At 63.6% G+C, this 21574-nt stretch carries 23 protein-coding genes and 1 tRNA gene; 11 read left to right on the top strand and 13 right to left on the bottom strand.

The window, feature by feature from the left end; translation table 11 throughout:
* Window positions 1-80 precede the first annotated feature (80 nt).
* On the top strand, window positions 81-497 hold the full coding sequence (locus ASD07_RS31875; RefSeq protein ID WP_162246594.1) for an MCP four helix bundle domain-containing protein: 417 nt from the start codon (window positions 81-83) through the stop codon (window positions 495-497).
* 13 nt (window positions 498-510) lie between these two features.
* Window positions 511-1710, top strand: coding sequence for a methyl-accepting chemotaxis protein (locus ASD07_RS32240; RefSeq protein WP_307145104.1), 1200 nt, complete (start codon window positions 511-513; stop codon window positions 1708-1710).
* On the opposite strand, the gene ASD07_RS30385 is transcribed toward ASD07_RS32240, so the two are convergent.
* The 4 genes from ASD07_RS30385 to ASD07_RS22055 form a co-directional block, all read right to left on the bottom strand.
* Window positions 1629-1826: a DUF2970 domain-containing protein gene (locus ASD07_RS30385; protein WP_057246021.1), complete on the bottom strand. Its 198-nt coding sequence runs from the start codon at window positions 1824-1826 to the stop codon at window positions 1629-1631. The genes ASD07_RS32240 and ASD07_RS30385 overlap by 82 nt on opposite strands.
* An 82-nt stretch (window positions 1827-1908) precedes the next feature.
* Window positions 1909-2646 carry a hypothetical protein gene (locus tag ASD07_RS22065; protein ID WP_055935231.1) on the bottom strand — a complete coding sequence of 246 codons (738 nt, stop codon included), beginning with the start codon at window positions 2644-2646 and terminating at the stop codon, window positions 1909-1911.
* Between the two features lie 58 nt (window positions 2647-2704).
* A complete protein-coding gene (locus tag ASD07_RS22060; protein WP_055935229.1) occupies window positions 2705-3625 on the bottom strand; it encodes a sensor domain-containing diguanylate cyclase in 921 nt (306 codons plus the stop codon).
* Between the two features lie 66 nt (window positions 3626-3691).
* Window positions 3692-4297 (bottom strand): YigZ family protein, encoded by a 606-nt coding sequence (locus ASD07_RS22055; RefSeq protein WP_055935227.1) that lies wholly within the window; start codon window positions 4295-4297, stop codon window positions 3692-3694.
* A gap of 96 nt (window positions 4298-4393) precedes the next feature.
* Between ASD07_RS22055 and ASD07_RS22050 the strand changes: the two genes are divergently transcribed.
* On the top strand, window positions 4394-6007 hold the full coding sequence (locus ASD07_RS22050) for a hypothetical protein (RefSeq protein WP_156398134.1): 1614 nt from the start codon (window positions 4394-4396) through the stop codon (window positions 6005-6007).
* Window positions 5997-7112, top strand: a complete 1116-nt coding sequence (locus ASD07_RS22045; RefSeq protein WP_055935223.1) for a sterol desaturase family protein — start codon at window positions 5997-5999, stop codon at window positions 7110-7112. Before ASD07_RS22050 ends, ASD07_RS22045 begins: the two co-directional genes overlap by 11 nt.
* Here the strand turns inward: ASD07_RS22045 and ASD07_RS22040 are convergent.
* Window positions 7024-8358 carry an APC family permease gene (locus ASD07_RS22040; RefSeq protein ID WP_055935221.1) on the bottom strand — a complete coding sequence of 445 codons (1335 nt, stop codon included), beginning with the start codon at window positions 8356-8358 and terminating at the stop codon, window positions 7024-7026. The genes ASD07_RS22045 and ASD07_RS22040 overlap by 89 nt on opposite strands.
* Window positions 8342-9409, bottom strand: coding sequence for an aromatic ring-hydroxylating dioxygenase subunit alpha (locus tag ASD07_RS22035; protein ID WP_055935219.1), 1068 nt, complete (start codon window positions 9407-9409; stop codon window positions 8342-8344). The genes ASD07_RS22040 and ASD07_RS22035 overlap by 17 nt, the downstream gene beginning before the upstream one ends.
* Window positions 9410-9477: 68 nt before the next feature.
* Between ASD07_RS22035 and ASD07_RS22030 the strand changes: the two genes are divergently transcribed.
* From ASD07_RS22030 to ASD07_RS22020, 3 genes are read left to right on the top strand one after another with little or no spacing between them, the layout of a single operon-like run.
* Entirely contained in the window at window positions 9478-9870 is a 393-nt protein-coding gene (locus ASD07_RS22030) for a hypothetical protein (protein WP_055935217.1), read from the top strand.
* A gap of 20 nt (window positions 9871-9890) precedes the next feature.
* Window positions 9891-10349: a MarR family winged helix-turn-helix transcriptional regulator gene (locus ASD07_RS22025; protein ID WP_055935215.1), complete on the top strand. Its 459-nt coding sequence runs from the start codon at window positions 9891-9893 to the stop codon at window positions 10347-10349.
* On the top strand, window positions 10346-11800 hold the full coding sequence (locus ASD07_RS22020; protein ID WP_229207252.1) for an MDR family MFS transporter: 1455 nt from the start codon (window positions 10346-10348) through the stop codon (window positions 11798-11800). The genes ASD07_RS22025 and ASD07_RS22020 overlap by 4 nt, the downstream gene beginning before the upstream one ends.
* A gap of 82 nt (window positions 11801-11882) precedes the next feature.
* Here ASD07_RS22020 and ASD07_RS22015 read toward each other — a convergent pair whose 3' ends face one another.
* Complete coding sequence (locus ASD07_RS22015; protein ID WP_055935213.1) at window positions 11883-12185, bottom strand: YciI-like protein; 303 nt, start codon at window positions 12183-12185, stop codon at window positions 11883-11885.
* A gap of 138 nt (window positions 12186-12323) precedes the next feature.
* Between ASD07_RS22015 and ASD07_RS22010 the strand changes: the two genes are divergently transcribed.
* Window positions 12324-15062, top strand: coding sequence for a TonB-dependent receptor (locus ASD07_RS22010; RefSeq protein WP_055935211.1), 2739 nt, complete (start codon window positions 12324-12326; stop codon window positions 15060-15062).
* On the opposite strand, the gene ASD07_RS22005 is transcribed toward ASD07_RS22010, so the two are convergent.
* Window positions 15059-15745, bottom strand: a complete 687-nt coding sequence (locus ASD07_RS22005) for a YjjG family noncanonical pyrimidine nucleotidase (protein ID WP_055935209.1) — start codon at window positions 15743-15745, stop codon at window positions 15059-15061. The two genes, ASD07_RS22010 and ASD07_RS22005, sit on opposite strands and share 4 nt — an antisense overlap.
* 51 nt (window positions 15746-15796) lie before the next feature.
* Window positions 15797-15872, bottom strand: a tRNA-Lys gene (locus ASD07_RS22000).
* Window positions 15873-15977: 105 nt separating this feature from the next.
* Between ASD07_RS22000 and ASD07_RS21995 the strand changes: the two genes are divergently transcribed.
* Both ASD07_RS21995 and ASD07_RS21990 read left to right on the top strand, forming a co-directional pair.
* Window positions 15978-16193 carry a hypothetical protein gene (locus ASD07_RS21995; protein ID WP_055935207.1) on the top strand — a complete coding sequence of 72 codons (216 nt, stop codon included), beginning with the start codon at window positions 15978-15980 and terminating at the stop codon, window positions 16191-16193.
* Window positions 16194-16200: 7 nt separating this feature from the next.
* Window positions 16201-16848, top strand: coding sequence for a pentapeptide repeat-containing protein (locus ASD07_RS21990; RefSeq protein WP_229207250.1), 648 nt, complete (start codon window positions 16201-16203; stop codon window positions 16846-16848).
* Window positions 16849-16853: 5 nt separating this feature from the next.
* Here ASD07_RS21990 and ASD07_RS21985 read toward each other — a convergent pair whose 3' ends face one another.
* From ASD07_RS21985 to ASD07_RS21970, 4 genes are read right to left on the bottom strand one after another with little or no spacing between them, the layout of a single operon-like run.
* Window positions 16854-18572, bottom strand: a complete 1719-nt coding sequence (locus ASD07_RS21985) for an FUSC family protein (protein WP_156398133.1) — start codon at window positions 18570-18572, stop codon at window positions 16854-16856.
* A 5-nt stretch (window positions 18573-18577) separates the two neighbouring features.
* Entirely contained in the window at window positions 18578-19603 is a 1026-nt protein-coding gene (gene mdtN / locus ASD07_RS21980) for a multidrug transporter subunit MdtN (protein WP_055935200.1), read from the bottom strand.
* 8 nt (window positions 19604-19611) lie between these two features.
* A complete protein-coding gene (locus ASD07_RS21975; RefSeq protein ID WP_229207249.1) occupies window positions 19612-19821 on the bottom strand; it encodes a YtcA family lipoprotein in 210 nt (69 codons plus the stop codon).
* A gap of 56 nt (window positions 19822-19877) precedes the next feature.
* Window positions 19878-20303, bottom strand: coding sequence for a MarR family winged helix-turn-helix transcriptional regulator (locus ASD07_RS21970; protein ID WP_055935193.1), 426 nt, complete (start codon window positions 20301-20303; stop codon window positions 19878-19880).
* A 122-nt stretch (window positions 20304-20425) separates the two neighbouring features.
* Here ASD07_RS21970 and ASD07_RS21965 point away from each other — a divergent pair, with 122 nt between their 5' ends.
* Window positions 20426-21574: a glycerophosphodiester phosphodiesterase gene (locus ASD07_RS21965; protein WP_055935190.1), complete on the top strand. Its 1149-nt coding sequence runs from the start codon at window positions 20426-20428 to the stop codon at window positions 21572-21574.

Here is a 21574-nt window from a genome sequence, read left to right as displayed (position 1 = left end):
TCGACAGATTCTAAATGAATTGGTGTAGTCTTGCCTATTTGCAGGACCGAGGTTGCAGAGTCGCTACGAAAGGGATAGCTATGTCTAAGCAATCGATGAAGGTGGGGACCCGGTTGGCGCTGGGGTTTGGCCTGGTGCTGGCGCTGATGGCTGGCGTGTCGGGGCTCGGTATCTACAATATGCACCGCATCCACGCCCAGCTCGAGAAAGTCGTGCAGCTTAATGTGGCGAAGCTGACCTATGTGCAGGATATGTCGGAAGCGGTGCACATCGTTGCACGCGTGACGCGCACCATGGTGCTGTTGTCCGATGAAGCGGCCATGCAGCGTGAACTGCCCAAGATCCGGGCAGCCAGGGCCCAGTATGACAAGGCGCAGGCAGCTGGAAGCCTTGCCGGGTTCGGACGAGGGCAAGGCGATTCGCTCCCGCATCCGCGCCTTGCAGCAGGAAGCCCGCCCGCTGACCGACCAGTTGCTGCAACTGGCCTTGCGGCATAAGGACGAGGAGGCGATGGCGCTGCTGATGCAGAAGGCCGGCCCTGTCACACAGCGCTGGCAGGATGTGATGGACGAAGACGTGCAACTGCAGCGTCAACATAATGCCAAGGATGCAGCTGCAGCGAGCGAAGCCTATGCCTCGGCCCGCATGATGATGCTGGCCATGAGCGGCCTGGCGCTGGTGGCGGGCTTGGTTGCCGCCACCGTGATCGCGCGCCGCCTGCTCGGCCAATTGGGTGGCGAGCCCGATGTGGCGGCCGAAATTGCCGGCCGTATCGCCGCCGGCGACCTGACCGTGCACGTGGAAACGCGCCAGGACGATGAAGCCAGCATGATGAAGGCCATGAGCATGATGCGCGACAGCTTGCTGCGCATCGTGTCCGAAGTGCGGCAGGGAACGGAGACCATCAATACCGCCGCCACCCAGATCGCGGCCGGTAACCTGGACCTGTCGTCGCGCACCGAGCAACAAGCCAGCGCGCTGGAGGAAACCGCTTCTTCAATGGAGCAGCTGACCAGCGCCGTGCGCGAAAACGGCAGCAATGCACGCCAGGCCAACGAACTGGCCGCGGCAGCGACCGCGGTGGCGCAGCAGGGCGGCGCCGTAGTGGGCCAGGTGGTGCAGACCATGGGCTCGATCAGCGATTCGTCGCGCAAGATTTCGGACATTATCGGTGTGATCGACGGCATCGCTTTCCAGACCAATATCCTGGCGCTGAATGCGGCAGTGGAGGCGGCGCGCGCCGGCGAGCAGGGGCGCGGCTTTGCAGTCGTCGCTACCGAAGTGCGCCAGCTTGCCCAGCGTTCGGCGGCCGCCGCCAAGGAAATCAAGGACCTGATCGTCAATTCTGTGGAGCAGGTGGACCAGGGCAGCGCCCTGGTGGCGCGCGCCGGCAGCACCATGGAGGAAGTGGTGTCCTCGGTGCAGCGGGTATCGCAAATCATGCGCGAAATCACGGCTGCCGGCGACGAGCAAAGCGCAGGCATCGAGCAGATCAACCGGGCCGTGACGGAGATGGATACGGTGACGCAGCAGAACGCTGCGTTGGTGGAAGAGGCAGCATCAGCGGCGGATGCGCTGAAACAGCAGGCCGCCCACCTCGATACCCTGGTGGGCGTGTTCAAGCTGCATCACGACGTGGCCATGCGCACTGCGAACAGCAGGATAGCGACGAAGCAGCTTGCCGCAATCAGTCCGCCTGCGATGACGTAGCCGGGGCGCAGGGCGCCGACGTCGCGTTCAAAGTCGCTGCGCCGGCGCAGTCCGATGAAGGACCAGGCAACGGCCAGCATGGTTTCGCCGAAGCTGCGGGGTTTGCTGTCGTCCATGTCGTTTCCTTTCGAGGTTGGACCTATTGTGCGCCGGCCCGGCCCCGAAAAACAGGCGCAGAAGCGCCTGGAAACGACCGTATCAGTTGGCCCTTAGCCCGGCCAGGGTCTTCAGGAGTTTGGCGCGCTGGCCGCCGGCCCAGTCCAGCCGCAGCAGGTCGGCGTCGCCCAGCGACTCCAGGCTGGCTGCCGCCTCGTCGCTGCCGCCGTCCCCCTCGTCCAGCATTTCCTCGTACAGCTCGGGGTAGGCCTGGATGCGCAGCATGACTTCGTCGGCCACTTCATCTTCCACCATGATGTCGCCCCAGGCGAGCAGGCGCTCGGCCAGTTCACATAGCGGGGCAAGGCGTTCGGCCGACCTGGCCTGCTGCTGCAGCAGGTCGAAGCTGGCCAGGGCTTGCTGCAATTGGCGACTGCAGGCCGAGACATGGCAGGCGTAAGTGGCGAATTCGCGTGCCAGCGGGCCGCCTTCGGCCATCTTGTGCCAGCTTGCCAGCATGGCGTCGCCGCCCAGCACCGGGCCGGCGCCTGGCACTTGCCAGGCTTGGGGGACTGCCAGTTGGCGCAGCTGCACTTCGGCGCGCGCCACGCAGACCTGCAGGTCCTCCAGGCGGCACGCAAAGGCGCTGTTGGCGCGCGACTCGCGCAGCTTGTCCAGCAGGTGGGTGGGGAGGGATTCGCGGCCGCGCCATCGGCCAAAAACGGGCAGGGTGGCGGCGCGCGGCGCAGGGGCCGGTGCCAGCAGGTGGTTCATGGCGCGCGCGCCGCGGCTGCGCAGCAGCCAGGCGTCGCCAGGCTTGAACTGTAATAAAGAGTCCATCACAACCTCCCTAGGGCTTTGAGGGAATTCTGAACCTTTTATCAAGCCCTAGCAAGCATCAGTCGGCGCCGACGATACGGTTGCGGCCGGCGCGCTTGGCCTGGTACAGGGCGTCGTCGCCGCGTTTCAGTACCTCTTCGCAGGAGCAGTCGCCGGCGCGGAAACCGGCCAGGCCGCCGCTGATGGTGACGGAATCGCCAATTTTGCCCAAGGCTTGCAGGGTTTCGGCGATGCGCTGGCGCAGTCGTTCGGCGATCGGCAAGGCTTGCTCGCAGGTGGTGTGCGGCATCAGGACCACGAATTCGTCGCCGCCCAGGCGGGCCGGTGCATCGGTGCTGCGCAGTTCGCGCTGGCAGACGTCGGCGGTGGTCCTGATGACCGTGTCGCCGGCCAGGTGGCCATATTCGTCGTTGACGCGCTTGAAGTGGTCGATATCGAAAATCAGCATGGACATCGGGGTGCCGTAGCGCTCGAACGTATCGAAATGCTCGGCCAGCACGCTCATGAGTTTGCGGCGGTTCAGCAGGCCGGACAGGGAGTCCACTTCGCTCAGCATGCGCAGCTGGTCTTCCATCTCCTTGCGCGCCGTGATGTTGCTGGCAACCCACAGTACCGCGTCTTCGCCGTCCACCAGGAAGTCCAGCGCCTGGATGCGGCCCTCGAACCATAGCCGGCAGCTGGGGCCGCTGCTCGGCAGTCCCTTGATATCGCCGGCCACCAGGCTGTATTCGACGATGTGCAGGGCGCGCCAGGCCAGCGCGGTTTCGAGTTCCTTCAGGAACCAGCTGGCCTTGTCCGGCGTCAGGACGTCATGCACGGTCTTGCCGATCAGGTGTGTGCCGTCGTGGTAATAGCGCGCGTCGATGCCGCCGTAAATGGCCATGTATCGGCCGCTGCGCGTCAGGACGAACGCAGGGTCGGGCAGGGCATTCAACAGCGACGAGAGTTGATTGCCAGAAAATAGTGTTTCATCGCGCATTCTACGACAGTAGCCAGAGTCGGCCAATAAGGCAAAAATTGTTAATAGGAAATTACTTAATTGTAACTATTTGAATAACGCGTCTTGCCGCTTTGGCCACTCAAGCTGGCCGCTGGCGGCCTCGTTCAGCTGGTCTACCAGGGCCGGCGCGGCGGCCTGCGCAATACGGAAAGCCAGCGTGACGCGCTGGTCGTGGGCCACTTCCAGCAACTCGGCGCCGGCGGCGGCCAGCTCGCGCCGCAGCAAGCCTTCCAGCGAATAAGGCAGGGTGCATCGCATCTCGGCATAGCGCACGATGGCGACCTTTTCCACCTTCAGCAGGGCCTGGGCTACGGCATCGGTGTAAGCCCGCACCAGGCCGCCTGCGCCCAGCTTGATGCCGCCGTAATAGCGCACCACGGCTGCCAGCACGCCCTCCAGGTCCTGGTGGCGCAGCACGTCCAGCATGGGGCGGCCGGCGGTACCGCCCGGTTCTCCGTCGTCGACCGCTGCCGATTGGCCGCCCGCCAGCAGGGCCCAGCACACGTGGGCGGCGTCGGGATGCTCGGCGCGCAGGCGGGCCACGACGGCCTGGGCTGCGGCGCGGTCGGCCACCGGCAGCACAAAACCGAGAAATCGGCTTTTCTTTACAATTAAATCGCTAGTCGCGAGAGATATAATGGTTTGTGGCATGGGGCCAACATGATACAGCTTTGCTGAACTGTTAACCTCCGGCATCCCTTACAATGCTGTTGCAATTTGTTCAACTTGGTCGACGTGGCGACGTTCGTGGCAACTTATCGGATCAAAACCCTTGGCGTACAGAGCGGCTTCCAGCAGGAGCGGGTCGAGGCACGCCTGATGCTTTTGTTCCGCCGCCCGCTTGAGGCGGTGCGCCCGATCGCCGCCGGCAATGGCTCGATCGTGAAGAAAGGCGTCGACTGGGCCATGGCCGAGCGCTTCCGCGACGCCTTGATGACCTGCGGCATCCGCTGCGAAGTCGAAGAGGAGAAACCGCCGCCGGCGCGCGCCACCCTGGCTGAATATGCGGCGCAGTTGCAGGCGCACCTGGAACTGCTGGACCCGGGACGGCGCTGGACTTTCATGGCGGACCAAGGCGAACTGTTTGGCGTACCCGGCCCGGAGTCGCCATATCCGCTCGAACTGCTGGTGCCGCTGGAGAACATGTACCGGGAATGGCTGGCTGTTTCGCTGGCCGCCAGCGAAGATTTGCTGCGCCACACTGCCGGCATGGTCCTGATGGGCAATACGCCGGGCATGGTGGAGGAGGCCGTGCGCCACCTGCTGCCGATCGTGCGCAACAGCGCCGAACGCGGGCAGGCCATGCTGGCCGCCGCCCGCGGCTATTCGCCGCTGCTGTTCCGGCCTATCTGCGAAGGGCTTGAAATGGGGCTGGCCTTCCATCGCGGCACCGTTGTGCACCGCGTGGCGCGCGCCCACCTCGAAGCCTGGGACATGACGGAGGATGCGGCCTTCGAAGCCGCCTTTGCCAACCTGCGCGCACGCTCCACAGCGCCGCTGCTGCCTTCGCCCCAGGGCGTGTTCGGCGGCGGCTGGGACGATGGCTACGATGCGTCGCGCATGCTGCTGCCGGAGTTGATCCAGGCTGCGGTCCCTGATGGCCGTCCGGTCGTCATGGTGCCGACGCGCGGCATGCTGATGGTGTGCAGCGACAAGAACGAAGTGGCGATGGATGCGATGCTGAAGGCGGCCATCTCCGCCATGCGCGAAGAAAAAATGGTCATGCCTCGCTTGCTGCGCCTGGTCGACGGCCGTTGGCAGATCTTCGTGCCGCCAAGCCTGACGCGGCGCCTGAACAGCCTCGCCAAGTACGTGGAAGGCAATGATTACCGCCTGCAGAAAGAGCTGCTGAAAGCGCACGAATGGGCCAGTGGGCGCAATCGCTGCGTGGTGACCTACCTGGTCGGCAAGCTCGGTCCGGAGCAGGTGCGCACCAGCGCCTGCACCTGGACGCGCGACATGCCAAGCCTGCTGCCGAAAACCGACCTGCTGTACTTTGCCGATCCCGCCAGCCTGGAGCCGCCAATTACCGTGACCTGGGAAGACGCCATGCCGGTGGTGGGCGCGCTGATGGAGCGCACCGACGACTATCCGCCGCGCTATTTTGTCGCCGGTTTCCCGAACGAAGTGCAATTGGCGCAGCTGGCCGATATCGCTGCCGCCGCGCGGCGCGAGGCCAAGGCTCAAGCCCTGGCCGCGGCCCAGGCTGCGCAAGCCGCGCTGGCCGCGCAGAACAGCCGTCCAGTGCTGGATTCGAAGCGCATGCAAAACGTCGCGGCGGTGCTGAACCGTCCTGTCGGCGACGTGCTGCGCAGCGCCCTTGGCCGCAAGGCAGGCGTCAAGCCCGCGCATGCTCGATAACAATGCCCTGGTGGCTGCGGCCACTCCCGTTTTCCTGGTCATGATCGCGGCTGAAGCCTGGCTGGCGCACCGCCGCCGCCTCGACGCTTATTCGCTGGCCGACAGCCTGACCAGCATGGCATGCGGCATCTGGACCGTGACGCTGGAAGTATTCACCAAGTCCGCCATGCTGCTGGCCTATGGCTGGCTGTTCAGCCACTTGTCGCTGTGGCAGTCGGCGCCAGGTTCTGCGTGGACCTGGGCGTGGTCGTTCCTGGCCTTCGACTTTATCTATTATTGGGCTCACCGCTGGTCGCACGAGATCAACTTCCTGTGGGCGGTGCATTCGCCGCATCACCAGAGCGAAGAATTCAACCTCACCACCGCGCTGCGGCAGGGGGCTTTCCAGGACCTGTTCCATGCGCCGCTGTTCATGCTCCTGGCGCTGCTTGGCTGCCCGCCGGGCGTGTTCATCATCCAGCTCACCTTGAGCAAGTTCTACCAGTTCTGGATCCATACCCGCCTGGTCAGGCGGGTGCCGCTGATCGAAGGTCTCCTCAACACGCCCAGCGCACACCGGGTGCACCATGCGGTGAACGATGTCTACCTGGACCGCAACTATGCCGCCACGCTGATGATCTGGGACCGCCTGTTCGGTACCTATATCGAAGAGGGCGAGGAATGCGTGTACGGCGTGCGCAAGGGCGGACCGGGCTGGAATGCCGTGTGGGCGCAATTCGCCTGGCCGGCCGTGATGTGGCACGACGCTGTGCGTACTGCACGCTGGCGCGACAAGCTGTCGCTGTGGTTCCGCCATACCGGCTGGCGACCCGCCGATATGGCCGCCGCCGATCCGTGGCCGGCCTTTACGCTGCCGGCGGGGCGTCTTTATACCGCAACGCGCGCCACAAGCGGCGGTGTGCGCTGGACCATCGCCGCGCTGCTGGCCTTCGCCGCTGCCGTGGTCTTGCAGAACCAGTTGATTACGCATGCCGCCACGCTGTCGCTGCCAGCCCGGCTGGCGCTGGTCGGCGCCGTTACTGCGGCGCTGCTGCTGGTGGCGCACTGCCTGCAGCCTGCTGCACCTTCTGCCGCCAGCGCACCAGCCAGAACACCGGCAGGCTGACCGCGCCCAGCGCGATGCCCCACCAGAAGGCCTCCTTGCCCATGCCGTAAAAGGCCCAGAGCGAGAAGACGCAGCTCATTACCGCACTGAACGCCAGCACGGCGCCGCGCTGGCGCAGCTTGAATACGGCCGCGCCGCCGACCAGGTAAAGCGGCATGCTGGCAGCCGTCACCACCAGCGTCAGGAAGGTAAACGCCTCCGCCATCGAGCGGCTGTAGTTCATCGCAATCATCACGCTGGCCAGCACTCCCACCAGCAGCAGCGACCAGGCTGGCGCACCGTGGCGGTTGGACGCTTTCAGCGCAGCGGGGAAAATGCCGTGATTGGCCATTGACGCCGTCACTTCGCCCGCCAGCATGGTCCAGCCATTCAACGCACCGAGGCCGCTGAAGATGACTGCCAGGGCCAGCCAATGGCCGGTGCCGGCATCCCAGTAGCGGCGGAACAGGTCGACGAAGGGAGCGTTGGACGCGGCCAGCTCCGACTGCGGCAACAGCAGCATCGGGATGGTGCAGACCAGCACATACACCACCGCCGCGATTAGCGTGCCTGCAATCGTGGCGCGCGGGATGGTGCGCTGCGGCTCGTGCACCTTGGTGGCGGGCAGCGAGGCGCATTCCACGCCCAGCATCGCGAACAGCGCGATGCTGCCGGCAGCGGCTGTGCCGTCCAGCGTGAACGGCGTGGGCGGCAGGTGTGCCATGTAAGCCGCGCTGTCGGTGCCGAAGATCCAGGCGCCGAGCAGCACGATGGCTCCCATCGGCAGCAGCTTGAGCGCCGCCGACACCAGCTGCACCCGGCCGGAAGCCAGCGCGCCGCGCAGGCTGACCAGCACGAAGAACCAGACGATGCCCATGGCGGCCAGCGGCGGCAGGGCGGGATGCGAGGACAGTGCCGGCACCAGCGTCGCCAGGTAGCCCACGACGCCGATCGCCAGTGCCGCATTGGTAACCCAGATCGACACCCAGTAGCACCACATGGTAAAGAAGGCGACGCCATTGCCGAAGGCGCGGCGGCAATAGCCGTATGGCCCGTCCTCGTCCGGCATGGCGCGCGCCAGGCGGGCAAAGACGTGGGCGATGAAAAGGCAGCCGATCACGGTGATGGCCCATCCCGCAAAAGCGTTCTTGCCGAAGGGCGCCAGGGAGGCGGGCAGCATGAAGATGCCCATGCCGATCATGTTCCCCACGATCAGGGAGGTGCACATCCAGAAGCCGAGCGGCTTGCCCTTATCCGTGGCGTGCATAGGCGGTGCGCAGCAGGTTCTGGAAATGCCACACGCCGCTTTCGCGCCTCGGGTTCAGGCGCCCGGCGCTGTACGAGCCCGATGCCAGGCCTTGCTGCACGTGCTCGCAGATGCTGATGTCCTCCGCCTGGATTTCGTCGCTGAAAGCCTGCTCGGCCTGCACGCGCGCCTGCACGTCCGGATCGTCGGTGTAGTAATAGTCGAACTCCACGACGCATTGCCGCTGGCCGGCCGGCAGGATGCGGTTGGTCTGCAGCCGGCCCGGCGTGATGTTCAGCATGATGTTCGGGTAGATGAAGTAATACCAGGCGTTGCCGTCGCCATAGATGCCGTCGTTATTGCGCAGCGGGGAATGCTGCAGCGAATGCCATTGCGCCAGTTCAGTGTCGTAGACTCGGTAGTCGAGCACCTTCGACAGGCCGGGATGGACGAAGGGCAGGTGATAGCCTTCGAGGAAGTTGTCGATATAGACCTTCCAGTTGCATTCGAGCTTGTAGGTATCGCGCTTGGCGAAGCGCATATGCGACAGATCGGTTGGCGCGATACGTTCGGCGATGCCGGCAAAGACCTGCTCGAACGGCGGCGTGGCGGCCTCCAGCGCCACGAACACCAGGCCCTGCCACTCGCGCACCTGGATGCGGGGCAGGCGGATTGCCGACTTGTCGAAACCGGCCGCGCCTTGCATTTCGGTGGCGGCCCGCAGCGTGCCATCGAGTTCGTAAGTCCAGCCGTGATATTTGCAGTGCAGCGCCCGCGCACCCTTGCCGTTGCAGGTCGCAAGCGGCCCGGCGCGGTGGCGGCAGACATTGAAGAAAGCCTGCAGGCTGCCGTCGGGCTGGCGTATGATGAGGATCGGCTTGCCGGCAATGTCCCCGACTACGTGGTCGCCCGCCGCACGCAATTCTCCCGCGTGTGCAGCCAGCTGCCAGGTCGAGCCGAAGATTTCGCGCTGTTCGAACTCCAGCCAGCGCTGGTCGGTGTAGAAGCTGGCATGCAGCGCGTGTGCGCGTTCCAGCGGATCGATTCGGCAATGCTCCTGCAGGGTCATCATGTGCTCCGCGGCGCGAAAGATTTACTGTCTCATAAATTGCAGCGTACTGGAAGAAAGAGGTTGCAAAAATGGAGGAACGTCTTTTCTTTGAGGGCTTGCAAGCCCTGGCCGCGTCGGCCTTCCCCAAACATTGCAGTTATTGCGGACGGGTGTTCGCCACGTCCCAGGACTTCATGCGGCAAACCCAGTCCGTTCGCCAGGACATCACCGGCCTCAAACAAAGCTTCGACGACGACAGCGTTGCGATTGTCGAGGCTTACCGCAATTGCCTGTGCGGCTCCACGCTGATGGATTTCTTCACCGATCGGCGCGACGTTACGGATGCCGGGGCAAGGCGCCGCGAGCTCTTTGAGAAGCTGTTGCCGCACCTGCAGGAGAAGGGCATGACGATGGCTGCGGCGCGCGAGCACCTGCTGGCGCTTTTGCGCGGCCAGGAGAAATCCGGTAGTATAGGTAGGTAGCCTACCTAATTATCTGAGCAATGCCGAAAAAACATGAAGCAAGCCTGGCACCGCGCGTGCTCGCTGCCGGCGAGGCGTTGCGCCTGACGCTGAAACGCCTGGTGCGCGAGATGCGCCGCGACGCCAGCGAAAACGGCGGCGATGTCCCGCTGGTGCAGTACATGCTGCTGTCCATCATCCAGGATCAGCCGGGCATCGGCGTGGCCGAACTGGCGCGCATGGAAAACGTACGCGCCGCCACCATGAGTGGCCACATCAAGTCGATGGAAGAGGCGGGGCTGGTTGAACGCAGCGCGCCCGACCCGCAAGACCGGCGGCGTTCCGGGCTGCAGGCCACGGCGCTCGGCACCGAGCGCATCGAAGCTTTGCGCGACAAGCGCCGCGACTGGATGGCGCAGCGCATCGCCCGCCTGACGCCCGACCAGCTGGCTGCGCTGGAAGCAGCGATTGAACCCCTGAACATCATCGGAACGCCATGAGGGACACTCCCGTCACCGAGCGCGAGATCCGCGCCGTCTATCTTGCGATGATGGCCGTGCTGGGCCTGAGCGCGCTGGACCAGAGCATCGTCGCCACCGCCTTGCCGCGCATCGTGGCCGACCTGGGCGGCATGGCGCACCTGTCGTGGGTGGTCACGGCTTATGTGCTGGCCTCCACTGCCACCATGCCGCTGTATGGCAAGCTGGCCGACCAGTACGGCCGCAGGCCGATGATCTTTGCCGCCATGGCCGCCTTCCTGCTTGGCTCCGCGCTGTGCGGCCTGGCGCAGAACATGACGCAGCTGATCGTTTTCCGCGCGCTGCAGGGCGTAGGCGCGGGCGGCTTCCTGCCGCTGGCGCAGATCATCATTGCCGACATCATTCCGCCCGCGGAGCGCGGCAAGCGCATGGGCATGGTGCCGGTGGTGTATGCCGCCACCAGCCTGCTTGGCCCGGTGCTGGGCGGCCTGATTACCGATGCGCTGTCCTGGCACTGGACTTTCTACGTCAACCTGCCGGTCGGGGCAGTGGCCTTCTACGCCATTGCAAAGGCGCTGCACAAGGAACAAGTGCACCATGCCCACCGCGTCGATTACCTGGGCTCCGTGCTGATGACCGGCGCGATCACGTCGGCGCTGCTGGTGCTGGCGCTGGGCGGCACCGAGTGGGCCTGGGATGCGCCGCAGGTGCAGGTGTGCAGCGTGCTGGCCGTGGTGCTGGGCGCCTGGCTGGCCGTACATGTGCGCAAGGTGCCGGAGCCGGTGCTGCCGCCGGATTTGTTCGGCAACCGGGTTTTCAATATCGCCAGCGTGGTGATGGCGCTGACCTTCATTGGCCTGATGGGCGCCACCGTCTTCTTCCCGCTGTTCTTCCAGGTGGTGATGGGCAGCAGCCCCGCCAGTTCCGGCCTGCTGACCGTGGCCATGATGCTGGGCCTGGTCGGTTCGTCGATGCTGAGCGGCCGCAGGCTGGCGCGCACCGGCAGGTACAAGGGCGTGCAGCTGGGCGGGCTGGCCGCGGCATTCGTGGCATTCACCACGCTGGCGCTGGGGATGGAAGCCGGGTGGGGCTATTGGGTCATCGAACCGGCGATCTTCCTGCTTGGCGCCGGCCTTGGGCTGGTGATGCCGAACATGACGATCGCGGTGCAGAACGCCTTACCGCTGCCGCGGCGCGGCGTTGGCACTGCGATGCTGACTTTCTTCCGCTCGCTGGGCGGCTTGCTCGGTGTCACCGGCTCGGGCGCCATGCTGGCGCGTTCGCTGCACATCCACGGTGTGAAAGCCGTGGCGGCAGTGGGGCCCGGCGCCAGTGCGCTGCCTTCGACGGTGGCGGTGTACCGCCACGCGATTGCCGGCATCTTCGGCGCGGGCGCCGCGCTGGTTCTGCTAGGCCTGGTCGTGCTGCTGTTCCTGCCGGAGCTTCCGCTGGCTGGGCACAAGGCCGATTGATCTCGCAATCCTGGGACGGCAAATTGCAACTATCGTTTCTGCAGACAAAGTATCAAAAGTCACGAGTTGCATAAATCCGACATCAGCCGGGGTAAATCGGCGCGTCGGCCAGCTTGCCCGCCACCGTCATCCATGGCCGGATGCGCCATTTGAGTACCAGGCCACCTTTTACATAGGGGTCGGCATGGACGAACTCCTCGATCAGCGCCGGCGAATCCGCCTTGAACCACAGTAGCGCGCTGTCGACCGGGTCGCCCAGCACGCCGCCCAGCTGGAACTCCCCGCGCTCATGCGAGGCCCAGGCCAGCTTCAGGTGCGCGTCGCGGAACTCGGCGCGGCGTTCGAGGTAGTCGGGGGCGTACTCATAAGTCAGGACGTAGTGCATGCTGTTCTCGCGCGGTTGAAAAGGGGAGCCCAGTATGACTCATACGTTTTCGGAATATCAATACTGAAAGACGCAATACTTTGCTATTGCAGGCCCTGCGTAACATTGGCTCACCAAAATCAAAATAATGGAGACAACATGCGTAAGACTGTATTGGCGGCGCTGATCGCAGAAATGCTGCTGCCGCTGGGTGCCTATGCTCAAACGGCCGATGAGGCAATCGATCCTTCGGCCAAGGTGGTGGTGAGCGGCGTGCGCGCTTCCCTTGCGTCCTCGCTCGCGACCAAGCGCTTGCAGGAGGGGGTGGTAGATGCGGTATCGGCTGAAGATGCCGGCAAATTCCCGGATACGAATATCGCGGAATCGCTGCAGCGCGTCACCGGCGTGCAAATCCAGCGCAACAACGGGGAAGGGCGCTACATCTCCGTGCGCGGCCTGGGTCCCGAGTTCAATAATGTGCTGGTCAACGGCCGCACCATGACCAGCGACACCGGCGGCCGCGATTTCTCGTTCGACCTGCTGTCGTCCGACCTGATTTCGAAAGCCATTGTCTACAAGACTTCCATGCCATTCCTGCCGGAAGGCGGCATCGGTTCGACGGTCGACATCCAGACCGCCCGCCCGCTGTCCGGCAAGGCGGGCCACTCGGGGGTGGTCAATGTGTTCGACTCCTACGATTCGAACTCGAAGAAGAACACCCCCAACGTCAGCGGCATGTATTCCTTCGCCAACGAGAACAAGACCTTTGGCGTGACCGCTTCGCTGTCTTACACCGACCGCGCGTCGAAGCAGAACAAGGCCATCAACGACGCCTGGAACCTGCGCGACGTCTACATGATCGACGGCGACCTCAATTCCAAGGGCCTGACCATGGCCAACGTCAGCAGCAGGAAGCTGCTGATGCCGCAAAGCTTCGGCTACCAGCAGGAAAATGAAACCCGCAAGCGCCTGGTCAGCAACGTCACTGTGCAGTACAACCCTTCGCCGGACTGGAAGCTGACGGCCGACGCGCTGTATTCGCGCCTGAACCAGCGCAACGACGTGATCGCCATCAGCGACTGGAACAACCCTGTTCAACTGGGCGTGAAGTACGACGCCAACAACCAGGTCACCAGCTTCATGCGCCCCGGGGCGAATTTCTTCGCCAATAACCCGGCCCTGGTAGGCGACGGTACCGGCGTCCTGACCGATGCCAATTCGAATGACATGATCGTCAAGGGCGGCGACCGCTTGTCGATCACCAAGGCTTTCGGCCTGAATTCGAAATGGAACGTATCGCCGGAATGGAAACTGGAAGGCGATATCTCGAATTCACGCACGACCACCAAGACCCCGGACCAGTGGATCGTGGCCGGCATGGTGCCCAATAATGGCGACACGCTGGCCTTCGGCAGCATACCGAGCCTGGCCTTCGGCGACGGCATTACCGACCCGAATGCGGTGCGGGCGCACGCCGTATCGAATAAGGACGTGCGCTTTGCCGACGAATTGAGCGAAGGCCGCATGAGTGCATCGTGGGCGCACGACATGGGCGCCTTCAAAGGCCTTGATACCGGCATCTCGTATTCCCAGCGCAAGGTGGGGCGCAACCAATGGGAGAGCGATTCGTGGAACGCGTTCAGCGGCTACCATGTCGCGCTGCCATCGTCGCTGTTCACGGTAAAGTCGCTGGATAACGCCTTCCCAGGTGCGCCGGCAAGCTACCTGAGCTTCGATCCCTACGCGTACATGAACTACCTGAACCAGCCTGCCACGCTGGCGTTGTCGAACGATCCCGCGCTGTACCAGGATAAGAGCAAATTCCCGAATGGCCCGATGGCGATCGATTACACCAAGCCCAATTTCTGGAGCGTCAAGGAAAAGGTATCGAGCATCTTCCTCGACTCCAAGTGGGAAGGCGAGCGCTGGTCGGCCAATGCCGGCGTGCGCGTGGTGCATGTCAATTCGACGTCCACCGGCATCAGCCGCGTGCTGCTGTCGGCAACCAAGAGCCCGAACGACACCACCTACATCCTGAATTACGGCCCGGCGGTCGAGACGGCGGTCGCGAACAGCTATAACAGCGTGCTGCCTTCGGGGAACCTGAAGTTCGACCTGACCGACGATATGGTGCTGCGCCTGGCGGCTTCCAAGACCGAGACGCGGCCGACGCTGAACCAGATGGGCGTGGACAACTGGTATGGCGGCCGCTTCGGCGACGTGCAGACCGGCGGCGGCAACCCTTACCTGAAGCCGATGGAGTCGAAGAACCTGGACCTGTCGTATGAATGGTACCTGTCCAAGACCAACTTCCTGGGCGCGGCGATGTTCCAGAAGAACGTGTCGAACTTCCTGGAAAAGCGCCTCGAAGACATCACCATTCCCCAGTATTCGGAAGTGGCGCATGACACCCGCATCCGCAACGGGCAGAAGGGCAAGATCAAAGGCATCGAATTGGCCGGCCAGTACGCTTTCGACAACGGCATCGCCTGGCTGCGCGGCTTTGGCGTCGCCGCCAACTACACCTTCGTCGACGCTACCGCCAGCAGGGAAGATGCAGCGGCGCTGGATTGCGGTTACCCTGGCTTGTCCAAGCAGTCTTACAACGCCTCGCTGTTCTACGAGAACGAAACCTTCTCGGCACGCGTGAGCTACAACTGGCGCAACAAGTTTGCCGTCGATTGCGGCGGCGGCAGCACCCAGCCCCGCACCCGCGCGGCCTACGGCCAGTATGACCTGAGCCTGCGCTACAACATCACGCCGAAGATCGCGCTGTACCTGGACGGCATCAACTTGAACAATTCGCGCATGCACGAATATGCCAACAATGAGAACCAGTTCCTGACGTTGGAAGATGTGGGGCGCCGCGTCAACGCCGGCCTGCGCTTCGCCTTCTAAGCCAGTAAAGGCGCGATATCGTCAAGGTGGGCGGCTTCGAACGTGGGCAGTGCTTGCGTGCCGTTGGCAGAACGGCCCGGGTTGTACCAGCAGCTTTCGATGCCGAAGCGGTTGGCGCCGAGGATGTCGGCGTCCAGCCGGTCGCCCACGATGATGGTTTCATCCTTGCTGAAGGTGCGTGCCATCCTGGTGGCGTATTCGAAGAAGCGGCTGTCCGGCTTGGCGAAGCCGCATGCTTCGGAGGTGGCGGTAAACGAGATAAAGTCGCCCAGGCCGGAGCTGGCGATGCGGCGGTCCTGGATGTGTGCGACGCCGTTGGTGATGATGCCTACCTCGCCGGCCGCTGCCAGCGTTTCGCACAGGCGCCTGGCGCCATCGACCAGCACCACGGTTTCGGACAGCGATTCCAGGTAGCGGTCGCTGGCTTGCCGTGCATCGATTTCCAGCCCGTTCGCGGCGAAGGTCTTGCGGAATCGTTCGACCTTCAGGAATTCCTTCGAAACCGTGCCGGCCTCGAATGCACGCCACAACTCGATGTTAATGCCTTGATATTGCTGGAACAGTTCGTCAAAGCTGTCGTTGAAACCCAGTTCACGCAGCACGCGCTCGAAGGAAAGTTTCTCGGATGCGCGGAAATCCAGCAGGGTGTCGTCGAGGTCAAACAGGAAGAGGGAGTGCTTCATAGTGCAGATAATAAAATAGCCAGCCCGAAGGCTGGCTATTCTATCTTTTTCTGGTAGGCCGTGCGGGGCTCGAACCTGCGACCAACGGATTAAAAGTCCGCTGCTCTACCAACTGAGCTAACGACCCGAAGGGCCCGAATTATATAGATCCCGAATCGATTCAGCAAGTGGCAACAGGAGATCATCGGCGATTATAATCAGTGGATTCAACCTGCTACGCCCGGAATTAATCATGACCTACGAAGAATATCTTGACGAAGTGACCACGCTCATCTTCGAGAAATACAACCTGAAAGACGCGCTCGCGGTGAAGCTGGTGATGGATGCGCAGGACGCGGGGTTCTTCGTCCGTCATGACGACGACAAGAAGCTTCGCAACGTCGACCAGGCCCACAAGGACGCCAAGACGATCTTCGAAGCCTACGCCGCCAAGAACCAGCGCCGTTAAGATGGAAATGGATCGCGCCTCGCTGGCGCAGCAGCTGGCGGCCGGGGTTCGGCAGTTCGTACAATGCAGCTTTGACGAAGCCGACTTGTCCCGCCTCGACCTGCAGGACTGCGTGTTTGATCGCTGCACCTTCAACGGAACGATTTTGTATGCCGGCAAGCTGGCCCGCAGCAGCTGGCAGCGTTGCCGCGGCACGGCGGCGGATTTCGAATCGGCCGACCTGGTCGACGCCCAGTTCCAGGGCTGCGACCTGAATAACAGCAAATGGCGGCGCACCAAGCTCGCTTCGGCCAGCTTCCGCAGTTGCAAACTGACCGGCGCCGCGTTCGAAGAGGTATCGCACCTGGGCGCCAGTTTCGAAGAATGCCTGCTGGTTGGTGCTGACATGCGCAGCTTCTCGTTCCGCAAGGCGACCGTGAGCCAGCTTGATTTCTCGGACGCCGACCTGTCCGGCTGCGACTTCCGCGAGGCGGTGCTGGAAGGCTGCAGCCTGCGCGAAGCGGTACTCAAGCTGGCCCGCTTTGAAGGCGCAGACCTGCGCGGAGCAGACCTTGGCGGCCTGAAACTGACCGACGTGCGCGCCTTCAAAGGTGCTGTGATCTCCCATACCCAGGCTGCAGCAATCCTGGGTGAAATGGGACTTGTCGTCGCCTGAACGCCTTAATGCCTGGCCTGCTGCATGGCGAGCCTTTCTTCCGCCTGTGCCAGGGCATTCGCAATGCGGCGCGAGTTGCGGTCACGCCAGCCCGGTTCCTGCGATACGCGGCCATGCAATTCCCGGCACTGGTTCAGCAAGGCCCAAGCCTGCAGGCGCGCCGCAGCAATGCTTGCGTGATCTGCCTGCGCACAGGCGCTGACAGCTTTGCGCAGGCGTGACAGCGCCGTCTTGAGCGCCTGGCCTTCGCGTTCCGGCCACAGCAGTGTGTACACCGTGATCGAGACGGCCAGGCCAAGCAGGATGCCCACCAGGCGGTCGCGGATTTCCGTGACGTCGGTGACCGGCCCGAAGCTGCCCAGCTGCGCCAGGGCGAATGCAAACATCATCTGCACCCCGATGTAGTTCGTGCGCGGCGATCCAACGGCAATCCACGCGCCAACGGCGATGATGGGCAGGGTCATGGCCAGCAGGCCGACAATGCTGTCCAGGTGCGGCACCACGAATACGGTTGCCGCCAGCGCCGCCAGGCTGCCCAGGCAGCAGCCCAGCAAGCGGGCAATGCCCTTGTGCGTGGTTGCCCCGAGGCTGGGCAGGGCGAGGATGATGCAGGTCTGCATTGCCGTATGGATGCCTGGCCATTGCAGGCCGGTGTAAATGACATAGGTGGCCATCGCCGCCAGCACTGCCTTGAAGGCGAACTTCAGGCAGGTGATGCGCATCGGATTGCCGGCAGCGGCCGCAGCCGGCTGTATGGGCGGCGCGGCGCTTGCCTGTCCCGCGCTGGCCGCTGCACGCAATGCCCGCGCCATCTCCCGCAAGATCGCGCTGTGGGCGAGCATGGCGTGCGGCGCGGCTTCGGCAGCCTCCTCATGCCTGAACTCCGCATCGTGTCCAAGGCACGTACGCAGCGAAGCGCAGGCTTCGCGGATTGCAGCCATCTGCTCGCGCTCCTGCGGCGAAGGCTCAAACGGCGCCAGCCTGGCCAGTTGCGCGGCCGCCGCATGCAGGCGGCTCACAGCAGCGGTCCGCGCCGCGGTGCGCTCCTTATTGCCCAAGCTCGCAAAGGCCAGTTGCCGCTGCAAGGCCAATGCGCCGCGGCCAACGCGGCCGCTGTGAAAGGCAGGCGCAGCAACCCCCGCAATGCGCGCATCGAGCTGGTGTTCAACCTCGTCCAGCTGGCGGCTGTACTCGTCCACCAGCAGCTTGACCGGCAGCGCAGGCCGGAACAGGCGCTGGATGATCATCGTCACCACGACTGGATAGACCGTAGCCACGCCTACCCACAGCAGGGCGCGCGTCATGACCTCCGGGTCTTCGTAGATGTCGGCCATGCTTTGCCCGTACACCACGATCAGCGCCACCAGGAATCCGATGGCGCCAAGCTTGTTGCTCCTCATGAAGTACATGCCGCAGAACGCCACCAGGGCCGCGCCGAGAATGCGCAGCATCGGCGCGTCAATGAAGAACTTGAGCAGCAGGATGGAGGCTGCCACGGACAGGATGCTGCCGATAATCAGCACGATGCCGCTCATGCGGGTCAGCACCGTATTCTCCTGCGCCGTGAAGAACACCATGATCAGCGACAGCGAGAGCGAAGGAACCTGCAGGGCCATCGAGCAGACGATGACCACCGTGCAGCTCGCGAGCAGGCGCCACACCGCATCCATGCGGCCAGGAAAGGGCGCCAGCTCGTTGCGGATGCGCGCTATCAGGGCTTGCATGACGTTCACTTCGCGCTCAGCATGGCCACGGCGGAAGCACCGATGCGGAAGGCTGCGTCAGGCTGTTCGATCAGGATGCGCACCGGGAAGCGCTGCGCCACCCGCACCCAGTTGATGGAACGCGGCACGCGCGGCAGGCCCGCCACTTCGCTGCCGCCGTCATCGGGGAACACGCCGTAGCCGATGGATTCGACGGTGCCGCTGTAGCGCCTGGAGGTGTCGCCAAGCAGGTAGACCTGGGCGCGGCGGCCGGCCTTGATGCCGGCAAGGTCGGTCTCGCGGAAATTGGCCACCACGTACCAGCGGCTGGAACTGGCCAGCGTGAAGACCGCGTGGCCTGCGGCGGCAAACTGGCCGGCCGAGGTTTTCAGGTTCAGCACAATGCCATCGCCCGGCGCGCGCACTTCGGTATAGGACAGGTTCAGGCGCGCCAGTGCGATCTCCGACTTCGCCACCTCGCGCCTGGCGACCAGCGCATCGACGCCGCTGACGGAAGCTTCGGCGCGGCGCGCATCGAGCAAGGCTGCGCTGAGCTGGGACTGCGCGCTGCGCTTGGCTGTACGCGCCTGGTCGATCCGCTCGGCCGATACAAAGCCTTTGGTGAGCAGCGGCTCCAGTCGCGCCAGCGAGTCTGCCGCCTGTTCCGAGGCGGCCTTGGCATGTTCGACGTTCGCCTGCGCCGCAGCGGCGGCAAATTTCTGGGCATCGACCGTGCGCTGGGCCAGTTTGATTTCGCTGTCGAGCGCTTTCAGGCTGGCCTCGGCCTTGGCCAGGGTTTCCTCGAACGGCTTCGGATCAATGCGGAACAACAGCTCGCCTTTCCTGACGCGCTGGTTGTCTGCCACCGGCAACTCCACTATCCGGCCGTTCACTTCCGGTGCGACATTGATGGTGTCGGCATAGACGTAAGCGTCATCGGTGCGCGGCGCCTGGTCGATCGAACGCACAACGTAAATGGCGAGCCCGATCGCGGCCAGGGTCAGGGCCAGGACGATCGCGGTCCAGCGGCGGGAGTTCACGGTCTTCTTCATGCGTCACCTTAATGTTGGAAAAATACGAGCCAGGCCGACAGCGACAGCACGGTGGCGAGGGCGGGGTAGCCCAGCGCGAGCAGGTGCGAAGGGGCGCCTGCCAGCCAGCCGCGCGCAGCCAGTAATGCGTGGAGCAGGAAGCACAGCACCGTGGCGCCGGCAATGCAGAAAAGCCAGTCGGGGAAATAGGCTCCCAGCACATTGATTGAAGGTTCCATATTCATTCCTGAATGTATGATTGCCTAGGCAACTGTTTGGGCAAAAAAAAGAGCGCCTACCTTCCAGCGAACATTTTCAGCAGGAGCGACTCGAAAGCCTGGAGTTCCTGCGCACTGAAGGTGCCGAAGTACTGCCCGATCACGGTGCCCGAAGCTTCCAGCAGGCTCGGGAAAAGACGCCGGCCTTCTTCGGTCAGTTCCAGTTGCACGGTGCGGCGGTTGGCCACGCTCGGCGCCTTCTGGATCATGCCTTTCTGCTCCAGGCGGTTCAGCATGCGGGTCATCGCGCCGGCGCTGTATGAGAGTTCCTTGCAGATCTGGGCGGCGATATTGGCCCGCCCGCTGTGCAGGGTAGACAGCACCACGTACTGCGCCGCCGTGATATCGAACGGCGCGAGCTTGGTGTCCAGTTCTTCTTCCAGCGTTTTTTGGGCGCGGCTGATAAGCCGGGCAACGCGGCGCGGGTCCTTGTTTTCGTTCATAAATGAACTATACGTTGCCTAGGCAATGATTGTCAAGCACCATGCGCGCGCTTGCGCAATTCACAAGCCTGTCATTTTCGCTACCTACAATCCGCCACGTTTTCAACTCAGACAGCGGGGCAATGATGAAAAAAGCAGTAGGGGGCGCGGTAGCGGCGGCGATTTTGGCGGCATGCGGCGGACATTTGCAGGATCCGCTGCCTACCCTGGACGGCAACCCAACCATGGTGGCGGCGCATCGCGGCGCCAGCGGCTACCTGCCGGAAGAAACAGTGGAAGCCTATGCCAAAGCGATCGAAATGGGCGCCGACGCGATTGAGCCGGACGTGATCTCCACCAAGGACGGCGTGCTGATTGCCCGCCACGATCCGAACCTGGCCTTCAGCACCGACGTGGCGCAGCACCCCGAGTTTGCTGGCCGCAAGCGCAAACTGAGCGTCGACGGCGAAGTGCAGGACGGCTGGTTCGCCAGCGACTTCACGCTGGCCGAGATCAAGACCCTGGGCGGCATTTCGACCGATGCCGAACGCCCGCAGCAATTTAACGGCAGATACAGGATCGCGACCATCCAGGAAGTGATCGACATGATCAAGAATAGCGGCCGCAATATTGCCATCTACCCGGAAACCAAGAACCCGACGTTCCACCGCCAGCAAGGCCTGCCGCTGGAAGACAAGCTGCTGGCCATGCTGAGCGCCGCCGGCTGGACCGAACGCGAGGCGCCGGTTTTCATCCAGTCTTTTGAGCCGGGCAGCCTGAAATACATGCGCAGCAAGGGCTCCAGGCTGAAGATGGTGCAATTGATCGACGCCGATGACGTGGACCTGAAAACCGGAGCGCTGACCTACGCCGCGCCGTACGACAAGCCGTTCGACTGGGCACAGGCAGGCGATAAACGCCTGTTCGGCGAAATGGTGACCCCGGCCGGACTGGCCGAGATCAAGACCTATGCCGACGGCATCGGCCCATGGAAGCGCTATATCGTCAGCGTCAAGGGCGCGGTGGACATCAACGGCGACGGCAAGGTGAACGATGCCGACGCCACTACCATGGAGCCGACCTTGCTGGTGGCGGATGCACACAAGGCCGGCCTGTTTGTGCACCCGTACACCTTCCGCAACGAGAAGCGCCGCCTGGCCAGCAACTACAAGGGCGATCCTGCGCTGGAGTACAAGCAGTTCTTCGCCCTCGGCGTCGACGGCCTGTTCACCGACTTCGCCGACACGGCGCTGGCGGCGCGTGAGCAATACCTGAAGGAAGCCAGGCGCTGA

It is taken from the genome of Duganella sp. Root336D2, assembly GCF_001425005.1.
Lineage (GTDB): Bacteria > Pseudomonadota > Gammaproteobacteria > Burkholderiales > Burkholderiaceae_D > Rugamonas.
This window is presented reverse-complemented; position numbering and strand designations above follow the sequence as displayed.

Bases quoted from the DNA above. Each gene is read 5' to 3' on its own strand.
- ASD07_RS22030 (WP_055935217.1), top strand. From the start codon at position 9,478: ATGGAGGAACGTCTTTTCTTTGAGGGCTTGCAAGCCCTGGCCGCGTCG.
- ASD07_RS22005 (WP_055935209.1), bottom strand. From the start codon at position 15,745: ATGAAGCACTCCCTCTTCCTGTTTGACCTCGACGACACCCTGCTGGAT.
- ASD07_RS22065 (WP_055935231.1), bottom strand. From the start codon at position 2,646: ATGGACTCTTTATTACAGTTCAAGCCTGGCGACGCCTGGCTGCTGCGC.
- ASD07_RS22035 (WP_055935219.1), bottom strand. From the start codon at position 9,409: ATGATGACCCTGCAGGAGCATTGCCGAATCGATCCGCTGGAACGCGCA.
- ASD07_RS22025 (WP_055935215.1), top strand. From the start codon at position 9,891: ATGCCGAAAAAACATGAAGCAAGCCTGGCACCGCGCGTGCTCGCTGCC.
- ASD07_RS32240 (WP_307145104.1), top strand. From the start codon at position 511: ATGGCGCTGCTGATGCAGAAGGCCGGCCCTGTCACACAGCGCTGGCAG.
- mdtN (WP_055935200.1), bottom strand. From the start codon at position 19,603: ATGAAGAAGACCGTGAACTCCCGCCGCTGGACCGCGATCGTCCTGGCC.
- ASD07_RS30385 (WP_057246021.1), bottom strand. From the start codon at position 1,826: ATGGACGACAGCAAACCCCGCAGCTTCGGCGAAACCATGCTGGCCGTT.
- ASD07_RS22040 (WP_055935221.1), bottom strand. From the start codon at position 8,358: ATGCACGCCACGGATAAGGGCAAGCCGCTCGGCTTCTGGATGTGCACC.
- ASD07_RS21970 (WP_055935193.1), bottom strand. From the start codon at position 20,303: ATGAACGAAAACAAGGACCCGCGCCGCGTTGCCCGGCTTATCAGCCGC.
- ASD07_RS21985 (WP_156398133.1), bottom strand. From the start codon at position 18,572: ATGCAAGCCCTGATAGCGCGCATCCGCAACGAGCTGGCGCCCTTTCCT.
- ASD07_RS22055 (WP_055935227.1), bottom strand. From the start codon at position 4,297: ATGCCACAAACCATTATATCTCTCGCGACTAGCGATTTAATTGTAAAG.
- ASD07_RS22045 (WP_055935223.1), top strand. From the start codon at position 5,997: ATGCTCGATAACAATGCCCTGGTGGCTGCGGCCACTCCCGTTTTCCTG.
- ASD07_RS22010 (WP_055935211.1), top strand. From the start codon at position 12,324: ATGCGTAAGACTGTATTGGCGGCGCTGATCGCAGAAATGCTGCTGCCG.
- ASD07_RS31875 (WP_162246594.1), top strand. From the start codon at position 81: ATGTCTAAGCAATCGATGAAGGTGGGGACCCGGTTGGCGCTGGGGTTT.
- ASD07_RS22015 (WP_055935213.1), bottom strand. From the start codon at position 12,185: ATGCACTACGTCCTGACTTATGAGTACGCCCCCGACTACCTCGAACGC.
- ASD07_RS21990 (WP_229207250.1), top strand. From the start codon at position 16,201: ATGGATCGCGCCTCGCTGGCGCAGCAGCTGGCGGCCGGGGTTCGGCAG.
- ASD07_RS21995 (WP_055935207.1), top strand. From the start codon at position 15,978: ATGACCTACGAAGAATATCTTGACGAAGTGACCACGCTCATCTTCGAG.
- ASD07_RS21975 (WP_229207249.1), bottom strand. From the start codon at position 19,821: ATGGAACCTTCAATCAATGTGCTGGGAGCCTATTTCCCCGACTGGCTT.
- ASD07_RS21965 (WP_055935190.1), top strand. From the start codon at position 20,426: ATGATGAAAAAAGCAGTAGGGGGCGCGGTAGCGGCGGCGATTTTGGCG.
- ASD07_RS22020 (WP_229207252.1), top strand. From the start codon at position 10,346: ATGAGGGACACTCCCGTCACCGAGCGCGAGATCCGCGCCGTCTATCTT.
- ASD07_RS22060 (WP_055935229.1), bottom strand. From the start codon at position 3,625: ATGCGCGATGAAACACTATTTTCTGGCAATCAACTCTCGTCGCTGTTG.